The sequence below is a fragment of the Nocardioides sp. genome (genome assembly GCF_036405735.1).
Classification (GTDB): Bacteria; Actinomycetota; Actinomycetes; order Propionibacteriales; family Nocardioidaceae; genus Nocardioides.
Genome location: NZ_DASWXC010000075.1, coordinates 1 through 16,017, shown reverse-complemented (window position 1 = coordinate 16,017; position 16,017 = coordinate 1). Strand labels below are relative to the sequence as shown.

Annotated in this window: 15 protein-coding genes and 1 riboswitch; of the genes, 4 read left to right on the top strand and 11 right to left on the bottom strand. The window is 72.6% G+C overall.

Annotated features, from left to right (window positions below; all coding sequences use genetic code 11):
* Positions 1-177 precede the first annotated feature (177 nt).
* On the top strand, positions 178-669 hold the full coding sequence (locus tag VGE38_RS12215; protein WP_524538550.1) for an inorganic diphosphatase: 492 nt from the start codon (positions 178-180) through the stop codon (positions 667-669).
* Positions 670-746: 77 nt separating this feature from the next.
* Here the strand turns inward: VGE38_RS12215 and VGE38_RS12210 are convergent, their stop codons facing one another.
* The 6 genes from VGE38_RS12210 to VGE38_RS12185 all read right to left on the bottom strand — a co-directional run bounded on the left by VGE38_RS12210 (position 747) and on the right by VGE38_RS12185 (position 8,176).
* Positions 747-1,310 (bottom strand): hypothetical protein, encoded by a 564-nt coding sequence (locus VGE38_RS12210; RefSeq protein ID WP_331142819.1) that lies wholly within the window; start codon positions 1,308-1,310, stop codon positions 747-749.
* On the bottom strand, positions 1,307-3,334 hold the full coding sequence (locus VGE38_RS12205) for an acyl-CoA dehydrogenase family protein (RefSeq protein ID WP_331142818.1): 2,028 nt from the start codon (positions 3,332-3,334) through the stop codon (positions 1,307-1,309). The genes VGE38_RS12210 and VGE38_RS12205 overlap by 4 nt, the downstream gene beginning before the upstream one ends.
* 46 nt (positions 3,335-3,380) lie before the next feature.
* Positions 3,381-4,430 carry a phosphatase PAP2 family protein gene (locus VGE38_RS12200; RefSeq protein WP_331142817.1) on the bottom strand — a complete coding sequence of 350 codons (1,050 nt, stop codon included), beginning with the start codon at positions 4,428-4,430 and terminating at the stop codon, positions 3,381-3,383.
* Positions 4,431-4,440: 10 nt separating this feature from the next.
* Positions 4,441-5,430 (bottom strand): ABC transporter ATP-binding protein, encoded by a 990-nt coding sequence (locus VGE38_RS12195; RefSeq protein WP_331142816.1) that lies wholly within the window; start codon positions 5,428-5,430, stop codon positions 4,441-4,443.
* A complete protein-coding gene (locus VGE38_RS12190) occupies positions 5,430-7,118 on the bottom strand; it encodes an ABC transporter permease (RefSeq protein WP_331142815.1) in 1,689 nt (562 codons plus the stop codon). The genes VGE38_RS12195 and VGE38_RS12190 overlap by 1 nt, the downstream gene beginning before the upstream one ends.
* The gene (locus VGE38_RS12185) at positions 7,094-8,176 is read right to left on the bottom strand and encodes a thiamine ABC transporter substrate-binding protein (protein WP_331142814.1); all 1,083 of its coding nucleotides are present in this window, start codon (positions 8,174-8,176) and stop codon (positions 7,094-7,096) included. The genes VGE38_RS12190 and VGE38_RS12185 overlap by 25 nt, the downstream gene beginning before the upstream one ends.
* A riboswitch (TPP riboswitch) is annotated at positions 8,163-8,270 on the bottom strand. It overlaps the preceding gene by 14 nt.
* A 26-nt stretch (positions 8,271-8,296) precedes the next feature.
* On the opposite strand from VGE38_RS12185, the gene VGE38_RS12180 reads away from it, so the two are divergent.
* On the top strand, positions 8,297-8,761 hold the full coding sequence (locus VGE38_RS12180; RefSeq protein WP_331142813.1) for a GNAT family N-acetyltransferase: 465 nt from the start codon (positions 8,297-8,299) through the stop codon (positions 8,759-8,761).
* Between the two features lie 160 nt (positions 8,762-8,921).
* On the opposite strand, the gene VGE38_RS12175 is transcribed toward VGE38_RS12180, so the two are convergent.
* The 3 genes from VGE38_RS12175 to VGE38_RS12165 are packed head-to-tail and all read right to left on the bottom strand — an operon-like array spanning position 8,922 to position 10,749.
* Positions 8,922-9,977 carry an MBL fold metallo-hydrolase gene (locus VGE38_RS12175; protein WP_331142812.1) on the bottom strand — a complete coding sequence of 352 codons (1,056 nt, stop codon included), beginning with the start codon at positions 9,975-9,977 and terminating at the stop codon, positions 8,922-8,924.
* Complete coding sequence (locus tag VGE38_RS12170) at positions 9,974-10,393, bottom strand: hypothetical protein (RefSeq protein ID WP_331142811.1); 420 nt, start codon at positions 10,391-10,393, stop codon at positions 9,974-9,976. Before VGE38_RS12170 ends, VGE38_RS12175 begins: the two co-directional genes overlap by 4 nt.
* Positions 10,390-10,749, bottom strand: a complete 360-nt coding sequence (locus VGE38_RS12165; RefSeq protein WP_331142810.1) for a hypothetical protein — start codon at positions 10,747-10,749, stop codon at positions 10,390-10,392. The genes VGE38_RS12170 and VGE38_RS12165 overlap by 4 nt, the downstream gene beginning before the upstream one ends.
* On the opposite strand from VGE38_RS12165, the gene VGE38_RS12160 reads away from it, so the two are divergent.
* Positions 10,748-11,533 (top strand): putative protein N(5)-glutamine methyltransferase, encoded by a 786-nt coding sequence (locus tag VGE38_RS12160; protein WP_331142809.1) that lies wholly within the window; start codon positions 10,748-10,750, stop codon positions 11,531-11,533. The genes VGE38_RS12165 and VGE38_RS12160 overlap by 2 nt on opposite strands.
* Here the strand turns inward: VGE38_RS12160 and cds1 are convergent.
* Together cds1 and VGE38_RS12150 are read right to left on the bottom strand one after the other, a co-directional pair.
* A complete protein-coding gene (gene cds1 / locus VGE38_RS12155; RefSeq protein WP_331142808.1) occupies positions 11,530-12,615 on the bottom strand; it encodes an L-cysteine desulfhydrase Cds1 in 1,086 nt (361 codons plus the stop codon). The genes VGE38_RS12160 and cds1 overlap by 4 nt on opposite strands.
* Before the next feature lie 17 nt (positions 12,616-12,632).
* The gene (locus tag VGE38_RS12150; protein ID WP_331142807.1) at positions 12,633-14,246 is read right to left on the bottom strand and encodes an AMP-binding protein; all 1,614 of its coding nucleotides are present in this window, start codon (positions 14,244-14,246) and stop codon (positions 12,633-12,635) included.
* Between the two features lie 159 nt (positions 14,247-14,405).
* Between VGE38_RS12150 and mqo the strand changes: the two genes are divergently transcribed.
* Entirely contained in the window at positions 14,406-15,956 is a 1,551-nt protein-coding gene (gene mqo, locus VGE38_RS12145) for a malate dehydrogenase (quinone) (RefSeq protein ID WP_331142806.1), read from the top strand.
* Positions 15,957-16,017 lie beyond the last annotated feature (61 nt).

The following is a 16,017-nucleotide window of genomic DNA, read 5'->3' as shown; positions in this document are numbered from 1 at the left end:
AGGAGCGTGCCGATCCGGCGTCCGGCACGTCGGCGTGCGCGTGCGTGGTCTGGGTCACGTCGCACCGTGGATCGTCCCCCTCGAATCGCGCACCCGGCCATTGTCATGGACACTGTTCCCCGAATCACAGGAGGGTGCGGCCGACCACGAAGGGCCGCCCGGAAGCGGAGGCTTGTCGTGACGCTGGAGTTCGACGTACTGGTGGAGATCCCCAAGGGGGAGCGGAACAAGTACGAGGTCGACCACGAGTCCGGCCGGATCCGCCTCGACCGGACCCTGTTCACCTCGACGGTCTACCCGGCCGACTACGGCTACATCGAGAACACCCTCGGCCAGGACGGCGACCCGCTCGATGCGCTGGTCCTGCTGCCGATCCCGACCTTCCCGGGCTGCCTCATCAAGTGCCGCGCCATCGGCATGTTCCGCATGACCGACGAGGCCGGCGGCGACGACAAGGTGCTGTGCCTGCCGGTCGACCCGCGCAACGAGGCCACCCAGGACATCGGCGACATCTCCGAGTTCGACCGCCTCGAGATCCAGCACTTCTTCGAGGTCTACAAGGACCTCGAGCCCGGAAAGTCAGTCGAGGGCGCCGAGTGGGTCGGCCGCGACGAGGCCGAGGCCGAGATCGAGGCCTCCTTCAAGCGGTTCCAGGCCGAGGGCCACTGAGCCCGAACACAGTCATCAGCAGGAGCGCCGCGGTCGACCGCGGCGCTCCTGCGCATTTCAGTGCGTCTCAGTGCCTGTCAGGCCGTGGGCAGCCAGGCGTCGACGGCAGCGCGCAGCCGGTCGCGGTGGGCCACGGTGCGCTGCTCCTCACCCTTCACCACGAGGCCGTGGTCGGCGTCGGCCAGCGCCACCAGCTCGGCGCCGAGGGACGCCGCGACGTCCGCGTCCCACGCGATCGGGTCGGCCGTGCCGGCCACGACCAGCTGCGGCGCCCGGTTGCGCCGGATCGCCTTGACCACCGTCTTGTCGAGCAGCAGCGGCGTGAGCCAGACCGCGGGGAGGCGCGCCCTGGTCGCGTACGGCGCCGCGCGGCTGCCTAGCGACTTGCCGACGAGCAGCGGCCGGTCGGACCAGCCGGCCGCCGCCGTACGTGCCTGGTCGACGACCCAGGCCGTGGCCTTGCGGTCGGAGAGTCCGTCCGGGAACCGCCAGCGCACCTCGCGGACCGCCCAGCCGCGCGCGAGCAGCACCTCGGCGACGGCTCCGAGCAGCGGCCGCGACGGACCGTAGGCGCGGCCCGGGAGCAGGACGGCCCGGCCCACCTCCGGACCCTCCGGGTGGCGGTCGCGGAGCTCGGTCATCCGATCAGGTCCTCGGAGCGGAGCAGCTCGCGCGGGATGGCGAACGCGTCGACCAGCTCCTGTGCCAGCGGGCGGACCTCGCGGCACAGCGCGTTGACCTCGGCCGTGATCGCCTTGGCCCGCGACACCGAGAGCCGGCCGTGCTCCATGAACCACGCCCGGTCCGCCTCGATGACCGTGAGGGCGTGCAGGTCGCACAGCAGGTCGAGGGCGTCGTGGACCGGCCCGGGCGGGGTGGCGGCGACCTTCTCCACGAACGCCTCCAGCACCAGCCGCTCGACGTGCGCGCGGGCGGCGGCGACGACGTGGTCCTGCACCGCCGAGAAGACCTCGCCGGGGTTGCGGCCCCTGTCGACGCCCGCCTTGAGCCGACGGGCGACGCTGCCGAGGATGTGCTCCTCGCGGAAGCCGAGCATCGCCAGGTGGTAGGCCGGGTCGCGGAGGCCGACGTCCCCGGCGTGCCCCGCGTGCCCGGCCTCGGCGTCCGCCTCCGACCCGCCGGGGAGCAGGCTCCGGGCCCGCTCCAGCAGCTTGTGCACCGAGGTTCGCTCGAGCACCGTGTCGACCGCGAGCCCGGCGACGAACCGGACCATGTCGAGCTGGTTCATCTCCTCGAACTCGCTGGCGTAGTCGGTCAGCAGCCCCTTGGCCACCAGCTGCAACAGGACGTGGTTGTCGCCCTCGAAGGTCGTGAAGACGTCGGTGTCGGCCTTCAGCGCGGCGAACCGGTTGACGGCCAGGTACCCGGCACCACCGCAGGCCTCACGGCACTCCTGGATGGTGCGGGTCGCGTGCCAGGTGGCCAGCGCCTTGGTGCCGGCGGCGCGGGACTCGAGCTCGCGCTTGGCGTGCTCCTCCCCCTCCGTGCCGTCGCCGGCCCCGGTGAGGACCGCGTGCAGGTTGGTCCGCAGCACGTCCTGCGCGAAGTGGAGAGCGTAGGTGCGCGCGAGCAACGGCAGCAGCCGGCGCTGGTGCAGCCCGTAGTCGAGCAGCAGCTCCTCCTCGGTCTCGCTCGTGGCCTCGAACTGACGGCGCCGGTTGGCGTAGCTCACCGCGATCGCCAGCGCGACCTTGCTGGCGGTGATGGCGGCACCGCCGACGCTGACGCGCCCCTGGATGAGGGTCCCGAGCATGGTGAAGAAGCGTCGGCTCTGGCTCTCGATGGGGCTGGAGTAGACGCCGTCGGGGCTGACGTCGGCGAACCGGTTGAGCAGCGCGGTCCGCGGCACCCGCACCCCGTCGAACCACAGCCGGCCGTTGTCGACCCCGTTGAGGCCCATCTTGGGCCCGTCGTCCCCGATCCGTACGCCGGCCGCGGGCTGCGCGCGCCGTCCTGAGCCTGTCGAAGGGCCCTCGCGGATCGGCACCACGAAGGCGTGCACGCCCCGCTGCTCACCGCCCACCTCGAGCTGGGCGAAGACGACGGCGAGCTCGGCGTGCCGTGCGGCGTTGCCGATGTAGTCCTTGTAGGCGTCCTCGCGGGTCGTCGTGATGACGAACTCCTGCGTGGCCACGTCGTAGGTGGCGACCGTCTCCAGCGCGGCGACGTTGGAGCCGTGCCGGTGCTCGGTCATCGCGAAGCACCCGAGCAGCCGGCCGGCCACGACGTCGGCGAGGTAGGCGTCGTGGTGCCGCCGCGTGCCGAGCTGCAGGATCGCGCCGCCGAACAGCCCGAACTGCACGCCGACCTTCACCAGCACGGAGAGGTCGCCGTGGGCGAGCGCCTCGAAGGCGGCGATCGAGGCGCCGAGGTCACCCCCGCCGCCGTACTCCTCCGGGAACCCCAGCCCGGTCAGGCCGCTGCCGGCGAGTTCGACGACCACGTCGCGGACCCGGTCCTTGAACTCCTCGGGCGGCAGCGTCTCGCCCTCCTCGAGCACGTGGGCGTAGGAGGTGATGCCGTCGATCACCCGGCGGCGTACCTCCGCGTGCTCGCCGTCGAGCAGCGCGGTCAGACCCGGCACCAGGCCGTCCGGGACGCCGGTGTGGGCGGGATCCGTCGTGGGGGCCGTCAGGTGCACCATGCCCGACAACGTAGCCGCGCCGACGTCTCGGGAAACCCGGCGCAGCTCAGGCGGGGGTCTGGGCCGAGGCCGCGGCCTCGCGGGCCGCGGCCCGCCTCGCCGAGCCCTTGCGCTCGAACCGCTGGCCGCTCATCAGCCCACCGACGTAGAACGACACCAGCGCCAGGGCGACGCCCGCGACGTCGTCCGCGGCGTAGTGCCAGCCGAAGTACAGCGTCGCGATGATCGTCAGGCCGAAGTTGATCCAGAACGCCCACCTGACCCAGGTGATGTTCACCGTGTGCTGCACCATCAGCGCGACCAGCAGTGTGATGCCCGTGTGCAGCGACGCGAAGCCGGCGACCGACTGCACGGCGTCCGCGACGTCGGCCAGCAGCACGTTCTGACGGCCGCTCACCAGCGCGTCCATCAGGTCCGAGGTCGGGGTGTGGGCGAGGTCGGCGTAGACGAAGGGGTACTGGATGCCGGGCCCCACGGTGGGAAGCATGTAGTACGTCGCGGTGCCGAGCGTCCACGCCAGGCACTGCGAGGTCACGAACCAGTAGCCGTAGTTGAGGTTGCGCGACCAGACCAGCCAGCAGGTGACCGCGAGTGGCACCAGCGGCAGGAACCACAGGTAGATGTAGGACAGCACCCACGCCGTGACGTTGGTGCCGAAGACCTGCTGCAGCACGGTGCCGGGCTCGTGGCCGAAGAACAGCGCCCGGTCGATGAGGTGCAGCTCGTGGTCGAACTGGACGTCGGTGAGCGCGGGGAGGAACGACTTCAGGTTCCGGTAGCTCACATAGACGATGTAGAAGGAGATGATCCCGCTGGCGACCAGGACCACCCGGTCCTTGTTCCAGTGGGTGCGCAGCCGGTCCCGGGCGATGGGCCACATCTCGCGGACCCGGAACTTCGAGAGCCACAGCGTCCGCGGCAGCAGGTCGAGCAGCAGGGCGCCGAAGAGCAGCAGCGGCAGGCGCAGCCACGACGGCCCGAGGAAGCTGCCCTCGGGGTCGATGAGCGGCCGGTCGGTGATGATCGAGACGACGATCGCGAGGCCGCCGATGAGGACGGCGTTGCCCGCCATGAGCAGGTGGGCGCGCCGGTACATGGGCCTCAGTCTAGGGAACGTCGATCGCGGCCAGGCGGGAGACCTCCAGCCGCAGCCGGACCCGGTCGCCGGGCCCGGCGTGCACGTCGGGGGCGGCCACGGCGTCCAGCGGCCCGACCCCGTCCAGGTCCACGACCAGCCGCATCTGGTCCGGCGTCATCCGGGCCGAGACGACCGTCGCCTCGAGCGCACCGGCCGGGTCGACGACGAGGGCGGAGCGCCGGAGGGCGACCTCCGGAGCGGCCGGCAGGCCGGCCGTCGTCAGCAGCCGTACGGCGGCCGCGCCGGTCAGTACCCGGGCGTAGCCGAGGAACAGCGCGGTGTCGGCGTCGACCGGGGCGCGCCAGACCTCGCCGATCGTGCCCTCCTGCACCAGTCGCCCGGCGCGCAGCACGGCGAGCCGGTCGGCCACCGCGAAGGCCTCGTCGTGGTCGTGGGTGACCAGCAGCGCCGTGGTGCCGGACTCGGTCAGGATCCGGCGGAGGTCACCGGCCAGCCGCTCCCGCAGCCCGGCGTCGAGCGCCGAGAGCGGCTCGTCGAGCAGCAGCAGCCGCGGCTCGACCGCCAGGGCACGCGCGAGGGCGACCCGCTGGCGCTCACCACCGGACAGCGTGGCGGGCCGCCGGCCGGCGTACCCACCCAGGCCGACGAGCTCCAACAGCTCCGCCACCCGGTGTCGCAGGGCGTTGCCCCGCACCCGCCGCAGCCGCAGTGGGTAGCCGACGTTGCCGCCGACCGTGAGGTGGTCGAAGAGCTGGCCGTCCTGGAACATCAGCGCGAAGCCGCGACGGTGGGTCGGGACGCCGGCCAGCGACCGGCCGTCCCAGCCGATCTCGCCGCTCGCGTCCTCCAGGCCCGCCACCGCGCGCAGCAGCGTGGACTTGCCGGACCCGGACGGGCCGAGCACGGCCAGCACCTGGCCGTCGGGGAGGTCCAGGCTGACATCGCTGACGACCTCGGTCCCCTCGAGCGTGACGCTGACCTGGCGCAACGACAGCACTAGAACCCTCCGACGCTGGGGACGCGGAGCCGCTCGACGAGCAGCATGACGCCCGCGGTGAGGGCCGCCAGCACGACCGAGGCGGCCAGCGCCATGCCGTAGTTCATGGCGCCAGGGTGACCGATCAGCCGGAAGATGACGACCGGCAGGGTGGGCGCCTCGTCGCGGGCGAGGAACGCGGTCGCGCCGAACTCGCCCAGGGAGGCCGCGAACGCGAATCCGCCCGCGGCCAGCAGGGGTCGCCACACGACCGGAAGGTCGACGGTGAGCACGGACCGGGCCGGGCCGGCGCCCAGGGACGCGGCGGCCTGGCGCAGCCGGTCGTCGACGCCGCCGAGGACCGGCACCAGGGTCCGTACCACCAGTGGCAGCGCGACCAGCGCCTGCGCCAGCGGCACCAGCAGCGCCGAGTCGCGCAGGTGCAGCGGCGGCCGGTCCAGCGTGATGAGGAAGCCGAAGCCGAGCGTCACTGCGCTCACGCCGAGCGGCAGCATGAAGAAGCCGTCGAGCAGGCCCCGCAGCCGCCGCTCGGCCCGGCCGCGCGAGCGGCGGGTGACGACGAGCGCGACCAGTCCGCCCAGGAGCAGCGCCATCCAGGTCGCGTCGACGGCGGTCCGAAGGCTGGTCGCGAGGGCGTCGGTCACCGGCACCAGCAGCGCGCCGCCGGGCTCGTCCAGGGCTCGGTAGTGCGCCAGCCCCCAGCCGTCGTCGGTCCGCAGGCTGCCGGCGACCAGCGTGGCGATCGGACCGGCCACCAGCGCGAGCAGCAGCGCGGTGGCCGCCAGCTGGGGCAGGTCGGACCGGCGCGGGCGGTGGGGCCGGGCCGGCAGCCGGCGTACCGCCGCGTCGGGGATGGCCCGCAGCCGGGCCGAGACGAGCAGCAGCCCGACCACCACGACGATCTGGAGCACCGAGAGCGCAGCGGCGGCCTGCAGGTCGAGCAGGTTCGTGGTGAGCAGGTAGATCTCGGTCTCGACGCTGGCGTAGCGCAGACCGCCGAGGGTCAGCACGACACCGAAGCTGGTGGCACAGAACAGGAAGACCACGCTCGCTGCGCTGGCGATCGCCGGCCGCAGCGTCGGCAGGGTGACCGTCCGGAAGACCCGCCACGGCCCGGCGCCCAGCGCGGCGGCGGCCTCGGCGGGACGGCTGTCGAGCCCCTCCCAGGCGGCACCGACGGTACGGATCACCACGGCGGCGTTGAAGAACACCAGGCCGGCCAGGATCGCCCACGGCGTCCCGTCCAGGCCCAGCCCGCCAAGCGGCCCGCTCTCCCCGAGCAGCTCGCGGAACGCCACGCCCACCACGACCGTCGGCAGCACGAACGGCACCAGCAGCGCCGCCCGCACCAGCCGCCGGCCCGGGAACTCCAGCCGGTGCAGGGCGTACGCCGCGGGCAGCCCCAGCACCACCGCGATCGCCGTCGCCGCACTCGCCGACCAGACGGTGAACCACAGCACGCGGTGCACCCGGGGCCGGCCGAGCACCTCGGCCACGCCCCCCGGGTCGAACGCGCCGTCGGTCCAGAAGCCCCGGGCGACCATCCCGCTGACCGGCAGCACGAAGAAGACCCCGAGCACGGCGCCCGGCAGCGCGGCGAGGGCGAGGAGAGCGAGCGGTCGCGACACGCCTCGGTGGCGCGCGGCGGCTCGGCCGGCCAGGGTCATCGCGTGGTCAGGTCGCTCCACTCGCGCAGCCAGGCGTCGCGGTTGGCGTCGATCTGCTCGGGAGCGACACTCAGCGGAGCCGTCGGCTGCACGGCGTGCCGCGCCCAGTCCTCGGGGAGCGGGGTGTCGGCGGCGACCGGGAAGACGTACATCGACTCGGGCAGCGCCGCCTGGACCTCGGGGCTCAGCAGGAAGTCGACCAGCTTCTTGGCGCCGGCGGGGTTCTCGGCCCCGGCCAGCACGCCGGCGTACTCCACCTGCCGGAAGCAGGTGTCGAGCAACGCCGCGGTGGTGCTGCTGCCGTCCTCGGCGAGCGTGAAGGCGGGCGAGGAGTCGTAGGAGAGCACGATCGGCCGCGCACCCTCCCCGCCGCCCTGGGTGAAGTCGACCTCGTAGGCGTCCGACCAGCCCTCGGTCAGCTTCGCGCCGTTGCCGATCAGCCGGGTCCAGTAGTCGGGCCATGCCTCGCCGTACTCCGCGATGGTGGCGAGCAGGAACGCCATGCCGGGCGAGGACGTGGCCGCGCCCGGTGTGACGAAGAGGTCCCGGTACGCCGGCTTCACCAGGTCGTCGAGCGTCGTCGGCACGGCGATGCCCTTGTCGGCGAACCAGGTGGTGTCGACGTTGACGCAGACCGAGGCGTTGTCCACCGGGGTCAGGGTCCGGCCGGCGTCGTCGGGCAGGTCGAACCTCTCCACCCCCGCGGGCCGGTCGGCCGGGGTGTAGGGCGCGAAGACGCCCTCGTCCAGCGCCCGGGAGGCGAAGGTGTTGTCGATGCCGAAGACGACGTCGCCGGTGGGGTTGTCCTTGGTGAGGACGAGCTTGTTGGTGAGGCTGCCGGCGTCGCCGGCGGCGCGGACGACGAGGGCGTGCCCGGTCTCGCGCTCCCACTGCGCCACCAGCTCCTCGGGCAGGTGGAACGACTCGTGGGTGACCAGGACGACCTCGTGTCCCTCGTGGTCCTCGGCGGCGTCGTCGCCGCCCCCGAGGGAGCAGCCGGACAGGCTGCCCAGACCGAGCGACAGTGCGGCCGCCAGGACCGTCGTGGTGAACTGCAGGCGCGCGCGTGGGCGCATCATGACTCCCTTCGCCGGTGCTAACCGGAGCAGGTTCGGAGGGTCTGCGGCTGGTCCGCACTCTCAGCCCGTGACACGGGCTCCCCTGTCTTTCGAAGACAACCCTAGTCCTACCGTTGTCGCGTGCCGATCCGCGTCCACTCCTTCGACGAGCTCGAGCCGCGGACGGCGTACGACGTCTGGCGGCTGCGGCAGGAGGTCTTCGTCGTCGAGCAGCGCTGCCCCTACCCCGACCTCGACGGCCGGGACCTCGAGCCGGGCACCCGGCACGTGCTGCTCCGGAAGGGCGGAGACCTGCTCGGCTACGCCCGCGTGCTCGACGACGGTGACGTCTGGCGTGTGGGCCGCGTGGTGCTGCGGCCCTCTGCTCGGGGCAGCGGCCTGGCCGACGTACTCATGCGGGGCGCGCTGGACGCCTGCTCCGCCGCCGATGCCACCCGCCCGGTGGTCCTCGACGCGCAGTCACCCCTCACCGGCTGGTACGCCACCTTCGGCTTCACCGTCGCCGGACCGGAGTTCGTCGAGGACGGCATCCCGCACACGCCGATGCGTCGAAACCCGGGTCCTGGCCCCGCGAAATCCGGGTGATGGCCCGTTGAGTCCCGGACCATGGCCCGTCGAGACCGGGCGCTGGTCGCCGGGGGGGCCACGAGGCCGGACTCGCGGGGCCACGGGGCGGGGCTCGCGGGGCCACGAGGCGGGACTCGCGGGGCCACGGGGCGGGACTCGCGGGGCCACGGGGCGGGACTCAACGGGAGAGGGAGAAGAGGATCCCCTCGGGGGTGGTGGTGCGGGTGGCCTGACCGCGGGCGACGAGGAGCTCGAGGTGGGCCTTGGTCTCCATCGCGGCGAGGGCGGCGTTGAACCGGTCGAGGGTCGCGTACGCGTGCTCGTGACGGGTCCAGGGAAGGACGCCGGCGACCTGGACCGACGTGCGCGGGCCGGTCTCGAGGGCGGCCCGGCACAGCGTCAGCCGGTGCTCGTGGTGGGCCAGCAGCTCGTCGACCCGTTCATGGGTGGACGGCGCCACCGGGCCGTGGGCGGGCAGCAGCGTCAGGTCCGGCAGCGCGCGGACCTTGGCGAGCGAGGCCATGAAGTCGCGCAGCGGCTGCTCGACCGGCTCGGGCTCGAACCCGATGGACGGCGTGATCGTCGGCAGCACGTGGTCACCGGCGAACAGGAGTCCGGCCGCGCGCTCGGCGAAGACGTAGTGGCCCTGGGTGTGCCCGGGCGTGTGCACGGCGTCCAGCGTCCGCTCCCCGACGCTCACCTCGACGTCGCCGTCGAGCCAGGAGTCGGGATAGCGACGTTGCGCGGCGTCCAGCTCGGGGGCGGCGTGCTCACGGAACAGCTCAGCGAGGTCCAGGGCGCCGGCGGCCACCAGGTGGCGGGCCAGGGCGTCGCCCCCGAAGCCGTCGACGGCGTTGGCCAGGTCCAGGGTGGTCTTCTCGCCGAGGCCGAGCGTCACGGTCGCGCCGAACTCCTCGGCCAGCGCCGAGGCGAGGGTGTAGTGGTCGCGGTGCACGTGCGTGACCAGGAACCGCCGGATGTCGGAGAACCGGTGCCCGAGCTGCCGCAGCCCCGCCTCCAGCGCCGTACGCCCTTCGGTGACGGCCCAGCCACCGTCGACCAGGGTGAGTCCCTCACCGGTCTCGATGACGTAGACGTTGACGGCCTTGAGGCCGTCCATCGGGAGCGGCAGGGGGATCCGGTGGATGCCAGGTGCCACCGACCAGGCACCGGGGGCGCTCCAGTGCTCGCCGGAGTCGGGCGAGACGGCGTACGCCGTGGACAGCTGCGTCACGCGACCGGCTCCTTGGCCCGGCGGTGCAGCCACAGCAGCCCGGCGACGGGCAGGACGGCGGGGACCCAGCCGTAGCCGCGGCCGTAGTCGGACCACACGGTGGCGTCGGGGAACCAGTCCTCCTCGACCAACGACAGCGTGCCGACCACCAGCACGCCCGTCAGCTCGGTCCACAGCAGCACCCGGGCCGGACCGGTCGACCCGGCCGCGGCTCGCCGGATGGCGAACCAGGCGGCGGCGTAGGTCAGCGCGGCGGCCAGGGAGAGCAGGTAGGCCAGCGGCGCCTCGTCGTACCGGGTGGTCAGCTGCACCAGCGACCGCGCGCCGGCCGCGACCGCGAAGACGGCATAGCAGGCGAGCAGGATCTGGTGCGGTCCCGAGCGGGAGGGTGCGGACGTCACGGCGTCATCTGTCACCGGGTCATCATGAGGCGTAGCGCCACGACACCCGTCGCCAGGGCCGCCACGGCCACCACGCCGCACGACCACGTCCCGCGGTCCTCGCGCACCGAGGCGAGCGCCGCCGGCGGCAGCGCGACCACGGTCACGGCATAGCCGAGGAACGTCGCGAGGCTCTCGGGCCGGCCCTCACCGGCGAGGCTCGCCAGGGCGGCGACGGCCAGGACGGCGCCGAGCAGCGTCAGCATCAGCACGAGCTGGTCCAGCCACGACGGGCGCGGCGTCCGCAGCGCGACGCCCGTGCCCGCCGCGACCGTGACGAGGGCGGCGTAGCCGACGACGATCCAGCCGATCAGGTCCAGGGTGCTGCCCATGGGAGCATCCTTGCCGATGACCACCGAGCTGCTGACCCTGGCCACCCGGCTGCGCGCGGCCGGATGCGTGTTCGCCGAGGACGAGGCGTCGCTGCTGCTGGCCGAGGAGCCTGACGCATCCGCCCGCGAGGCGCTGGTCGTACGCCGGGAGGCCGGCGAGCCGCTGGAGACGGTGCTCGGCTGGGCGGCGTTCGCCGGCCTGCGGGTGGCGTGCGCGCCCGGCGTCTTCGTGCCGCGGCGCCGCAGCGAGCTGCTGGTCCGGCTGGCCGTCGAAGCGCTCGGGCCTACGCCCCGGGTGCTCGACCTCGGTTGCGGCACCGGCGCGCTGGGCGCCGCCGTCGCGGCGAGGGTCCCGGACGCCGAGGTGTGGGCCGTCGACGTCGATCCGGCAGCGGTCGCCTGTGCCCGCCGCAACCTCGTCCCCGAGCGGGTGCTGCTCGGTGACCTCTTCGACCCGCTGCCGGCCGGGCTGTGCTTCGACGTCGTGATGGCCAACGCGCCGTACGTCCCGACCGCCGCGATCGCGCTGATGCCGCCCGAGGCGCGCGACCACGAGCACCGGGTGGCCCTTGACGGCGGACAGGACGGTCTCGACGTGCAGCGTCGGATCGTGACGACCGCGCGCGACCGGCTCTCCCCGGGCGGGCGGCTGCTCGTCGAGACGTCACGCGAGCAGGCGGCCGCGACCGCGGCCCTCATGGAGGCGGCAGGACTCGAGGTCACGGTGGTCACCGACGACGAGCTCGACGGCACCACCGCGGTGGGCCGCGCCAGGAACAGCTAGACGGTCGGCAGGACTCCGGTGGCGTCGTACTCCGCCAGCGCGGCGGCGTACGGCGCCAGGTCGATGCCGTGCTCGGCGAGCCACGCGTCGTCGTAGTAGGTGCTGGCGTAGCGCTCGCCGGCGTCGCACAGCAGCGTGACGACGCTGCCCGCCTCACCGGCGGCACGCATCCGCTCGATGACCTGCAACGACGCCCAGACGTTCGTCCCGGTCGAACCGCCGACCGCGCGGCCGAGCCGGTCGCTCACCCAGCGCATCGTGGCGATGGAGGCGGCGTCCGGCACCCGGAGCATGTCGTCGATGACGCCGCCGACGAAGGACGGCTCGACGCGCGGGCGCCCGATGCCCTCGATCCGCGACGGCAGCCCGGTGGTGTGCTCGGAGGTGTCGAGGCGCCAGCCGTCGAGGAAGGCGGAGTTCTCGGGGTCGGCGACCAGTAGCCGGGTGGGGTGGCGCTTGTAGTGCAGGTAGCGGCCGATCGTCGCCGACGTGCCGCCGGTGCCGGCACTGACGACGACCCACGCCGGGACGGGGTGCCGCTCGCGGCTGAGCTGCTGGAAGATCGACTCGGCGATGTTGTTGTTGCCGCGCCAGTCGGTGGCCCGCTCGGCGTAGGTGAACTGGTCCATGTAGTGCCCGTCGCACTCCGCCGCGACCCGCCGGGCCTCGTCGTAGACCTCACCGGCCTCCTCGACGAAGTGGCACCGGCCGCCGTACCACTCGATGAGCTTGATCTTCTCCGGGCTCGTCGAGCGCGGCATCACCGCGACGAACGGCAGCCCGACCAGCCGCGCGAAGTAGGCCTCGGACACGGCGGTCGAGCCCGACGACGCCTCCACCACCGTCGACCCGGCGTTGAGCCAGCCGTTGCACAGCGAGTAGAGGAAGAGCGAGCGCGCCAGCCGGTGCTTGAGGCTGCCGGTCGGGTGCACCGACTCGTCCTTGAGGTAGAGGTCGATCCCGCCGGGCCCGGGCAGCGGTACGACGTGCAGGTGGGTGTCGGCGCTGCGGTTCGCATCGGCCTCCACCCGGCGCACGGCCTCGTCGATCCAGGCACGGTGTTCGTGGCTCAGCAGGGGCACGGAAGCAGGCTAGGCGCTCACAGCCCCAGTAGGCGCGTCGACTCCTCGCGCATCTCGACCTTGCGGATCTTCCCGGTCACCGTCATCGGGAACTCCTCGACCACCAGCACGTAGCGCGGGATCTTGAAGTGGGCCAGCCGCCCCTGGGCGAACGCACGTACCGCGGCGGCGTCGAGCGGTGCCGCTCCGGCACGCATCCGGATCCAGGCGCAGAGCTCCTCGCCGTACGTCGCGTCCGGTACGCCGACCACCTGGACGTCCTCGATGTCGGGGTGGGTGTAGAGGAACTCCTCGACCTCGCGGGGATAGATGTTCTCCCCACCGCGGATGATCATGTCCTTGATCCGGCCCACGATCGCGCAGTAGCCGTCCTCCCGCATCACCGCGAGGTCGCCGGTGTGCATCCAGCCGTCCTCGTCGACCGCCTCGGCGGTCCTGTCCGGGTCCGACCAGTAGCCGAGCATGACCGAGTAGCCGCGGGTGCAGAACTCCCCCGGCTGACCGCGCTCGACCGTCGCACCGGTGACCGGGTCGACGACCTTGATCTCCAGATGGGGCGCCACCCGCCCGATGGTGGTGGTCCGCCGGTCCAGGTCGTCGTCGACACGGGTCTGGCAGCTGACCGGGCTGGTCTCGGTCATGCCGTAGGCGATCGACACCTCGCTCATGTGCATCTCGGTGACGCAGCGCTTCATCACCTCGACCGGACACACCGCGCCGGCCATGATGCCGGTCCGCAACGAGGAGAGGTCGAAGGTCGCGAACTCCGGATGGCTCTGCATCGCGATGAACATCGTCGGGACGCCGTACAGCGCCGTGCACCGCTCCTCCTGCACCGCCTGCAGCGTCGCCGCGGGGTCGAAGGCGGGGCCGGGGATGACCATCGTGGCGCCGTGGGTGACGCACCCGAGGTTGGCCATCACCATGCCGAAGCAGTGGTAGAAGGGCACCGGGATGCAGAGCCGGTCGGCCTCGGTGAAGCGCAGCAGCTCGGTGGTGAAGAAGCCGTTGTTGAGGATGTTGCGGTGGCTGAGCGTCGCGCCCTTGGGGAACCCCGTCGTACCCGAGGTGTACTGGATGTTGATCGGATCGTACGGGTCCAGCGTCGCCATCCGCTCCGGGACGGCGCTGGGCGGCAGGTTGCGGCCCTCGTCGACCAGGGTGCGCCAGCCGTCGCAGTCGATGTAGACGACCCGCTCGAGCGTCGGGCACTCGTCGGCCACCTCACGCACCATCGCGCGGTAGTCGCTGCTCCTGAAGCTGCTCGCCGCCAGCAGCAGCCGCATGCCGCTCTGGTTGGCGGCGTAGGCGAACTCGTGGGTGCGGTACGCCGGGTTGACGTTGACGAGGATCGCGCCGATCTTCGCGGTGGCGAACTGCGCGATCGTCCACTCCGCGCAGTTCGGCGCCCAGATGCCGACCCGGTCGCCCTTCTCGATGCCGGCGGCGAGCAGACCGCGGGCGAGCTTGTCGACGTCATGGTCGAGGCGACCCCAGGTCCAGCGCCGCCCGGTCGCTACCTCGACCAGCGCCTCGCCGTCGCGGTGAGCATGCACGACCCGCTCGAAGCAGGCGCCGATGGTCTCTTCCAGGAGCGCGGGCTCACGCTCACCCGAGGCGTAGGACTCCATGCGCCATAGTGACACGCGAGTGGCGGTCGTCACAGGGAGGCGAGGCCGGCACGTGAGGGCGGCATCGGGCGCCCGGACGGCTATGAGATACCCCACACGGAGCCCCGAATCGGGCCACTCGATTTGGCTCGACGCCTCCCTAGGCCGCATACAGGATGTGTGGACACTCCCTTGCCCGACGCCCTGGCCGCTGAGGCCCACACGGTCGACGCGGTCCTCATCGGTGGCGGCATCATGAGCGCCACTCTCGGCACGCTCCTGCAGGAGCTGGAGCCGGAGTGGGACATCCGCATCCTCGAGCGCCTCGACAAGCTCTCCCAGGAGAGCTCGGGCCCGTGGAACAACGCCGGCACCGGCCACGCCGCGCTGTGCGAGCTGAACTACACCCCGCAGCTGCCCGACGGCAGCGTGGACATCAGCAAGGCCGTCCAGGTCAACGAGCAGTTCCAGATCTCCCGGCAGCTGTGGGCGCACCTGGTCGAGACCGGCCGGATCCCGGACCCGCAGGCGTTCATCCACGCCACGCCGCACATGAGCTTCGTCTGGGGCGCCGACAACGTCGAGTACCTCCGCACCCGCCACGCGGCCCTCGCCGACCACCCGCTGTTCAGCGGCATGGAGTTCAGCGAGGACCCGGAGGTCATCCGGGGCTGGGCGCCGCTGCTGCTCGAGGGCCGCGACCTGTCGGGCGAGCCGATCGCCGCGACGTACAGCCCGGCCGGCACCGATGTCGACTTCGGCCGGCTCACCGAGCTGCTGACCGACTCGCTGGTCGCCGGCGGTGCCACCCTGCAGCTCGGCAGCGAGGTGCAAGAGCTGTGGCGCACCAAGCGCGGCACCTGGTACGTCGCCGGCCGCCGGGCTGGCACGGGCGAGCAGTTCGCCCTCGAGGCCCGCTTCGTGTTCGTCGGCGCCGGCGGCTACGCCCTGCGGCTGCTGCAGCGCTCCGGCATCAAGGAGATCCGCGGCTTCGGCGGCTTCCCGGTCAGCGGCGAGTTCCTGCGCACGACCGAGCCGTCGCTGGTCGCCCGCCACCAGGCCAAGGTCTACGGCAAGGCCGCCGTCGGCGCGCCGCCGATGTCGGTGCCGCACCTGGACACCCGCGTCGTCGACGGCAACGTCAGCCTGATGTTCGGCCCGTACGCCGGCTGGAGCCCGCGCTTCCTCAAGTTCGGGTCCTTCGCTGACCTGTTCTCCTCGATCCGCTGGCACAACATCGTCCCGATGCTGCGGGCCGGTCTCGCGAACCTCGGGCTCACGCTCTACCTGATCCAGCAGCTCATCGCGCGGCCGAAGACGAAGTTCAAGGACCTGCAGGACTTCTTCCCCGGCGCCGAGCCGAAGCACTGGGAGAAGATCACCGCCGGACAGCGGGTGCAGGTGATCCGGCCCAACGGCGTACTGCAGTTCGGCACCGAGGTCATCGCCTCCTCCGACGGCACGATCGCCGGCCTGCTGGGCGCCTCCCCGGGCGCCTCGACGGCCGCGCCGATCATGCTGCAGGTGCTCGAGCGCTGCTTCCCGCAGCGCTGGGCCGACTGGCAGCCCGCGCTGAGCCGCGTCGTCCCCACCCACGGCCTCGAGCTCGGCGAGGACCCGCAGGCTGCCCGCGCGTCGCTGGCGCGCACCGCCGAGATCCTCGGCCTCGCCCTGCCGGCCGAGCCGGAGACGGCACCGGCCGCCCGGGAGCGGGAGACGGTCGACGCCTGAGGAGCGCCTCCCAGGTCTGCAGCCTCACCGGGGCTGCATGCTCATCGAGGTATGCAGACCA

What these genes read in the sequence shown, in the direction of transcription:
- VGE38_RS12210 (WP_331142819.1), bottom strand. Translation starts at nt 1,310, where the DNA reads ATGACCGAGCTCCGCGACCGCCACCCGGAGGGTCCGGAGGTGGGCCGG.
- VGE38_RS12205 (WP_331142818.1), bottom strand. Translation starts at nt 3,334, where the DNA reads ATGGTGCACCTGACGGCCCCCACGACGGATCCCGCCCACACCGGCGTC.
- VGE38_RS12200 (WP_331142817.1), bottom strand. Translation starts at nt 4,430, where the DNA reads ATGTACCGGCGCGCCCACCTGCTCATGGCGGGCAACGCCGTCCTCATC.
- VGE38_RS12185 (WP_331142814.1), bottom strand. Translation starts at nt 8,176, where the DNA reads ATGATGCGCCCACGCGCGCGCCTGCAGTTCACCACGACGGTCCTGGCG.
- VGE38_RS12160 (WP_331142809.1), top strand. Translation starts at nt 10,748, where the DNA reads ATGGGAGCATCCTTGCCGATGACCACCGAGCTGCTGACCCTGGCCACC.
- VGE38_RS12165 (WP_331142810.1), bottom strand. Translation starts at nt 10,749, where the DNA reads ATGGGCAGCACCCTGGACCTGATCGGCTGGATCGTCGTCGGCTACGCC.
- VGE38_RS12150 (WP_331142807.1), bottom strand. Translation starts at nt 14,246, where the DNA reads ATGGAGTCCTACGCCTCGGGTGAGCGTGAGCCCGCGCTCCTGGAAGAG.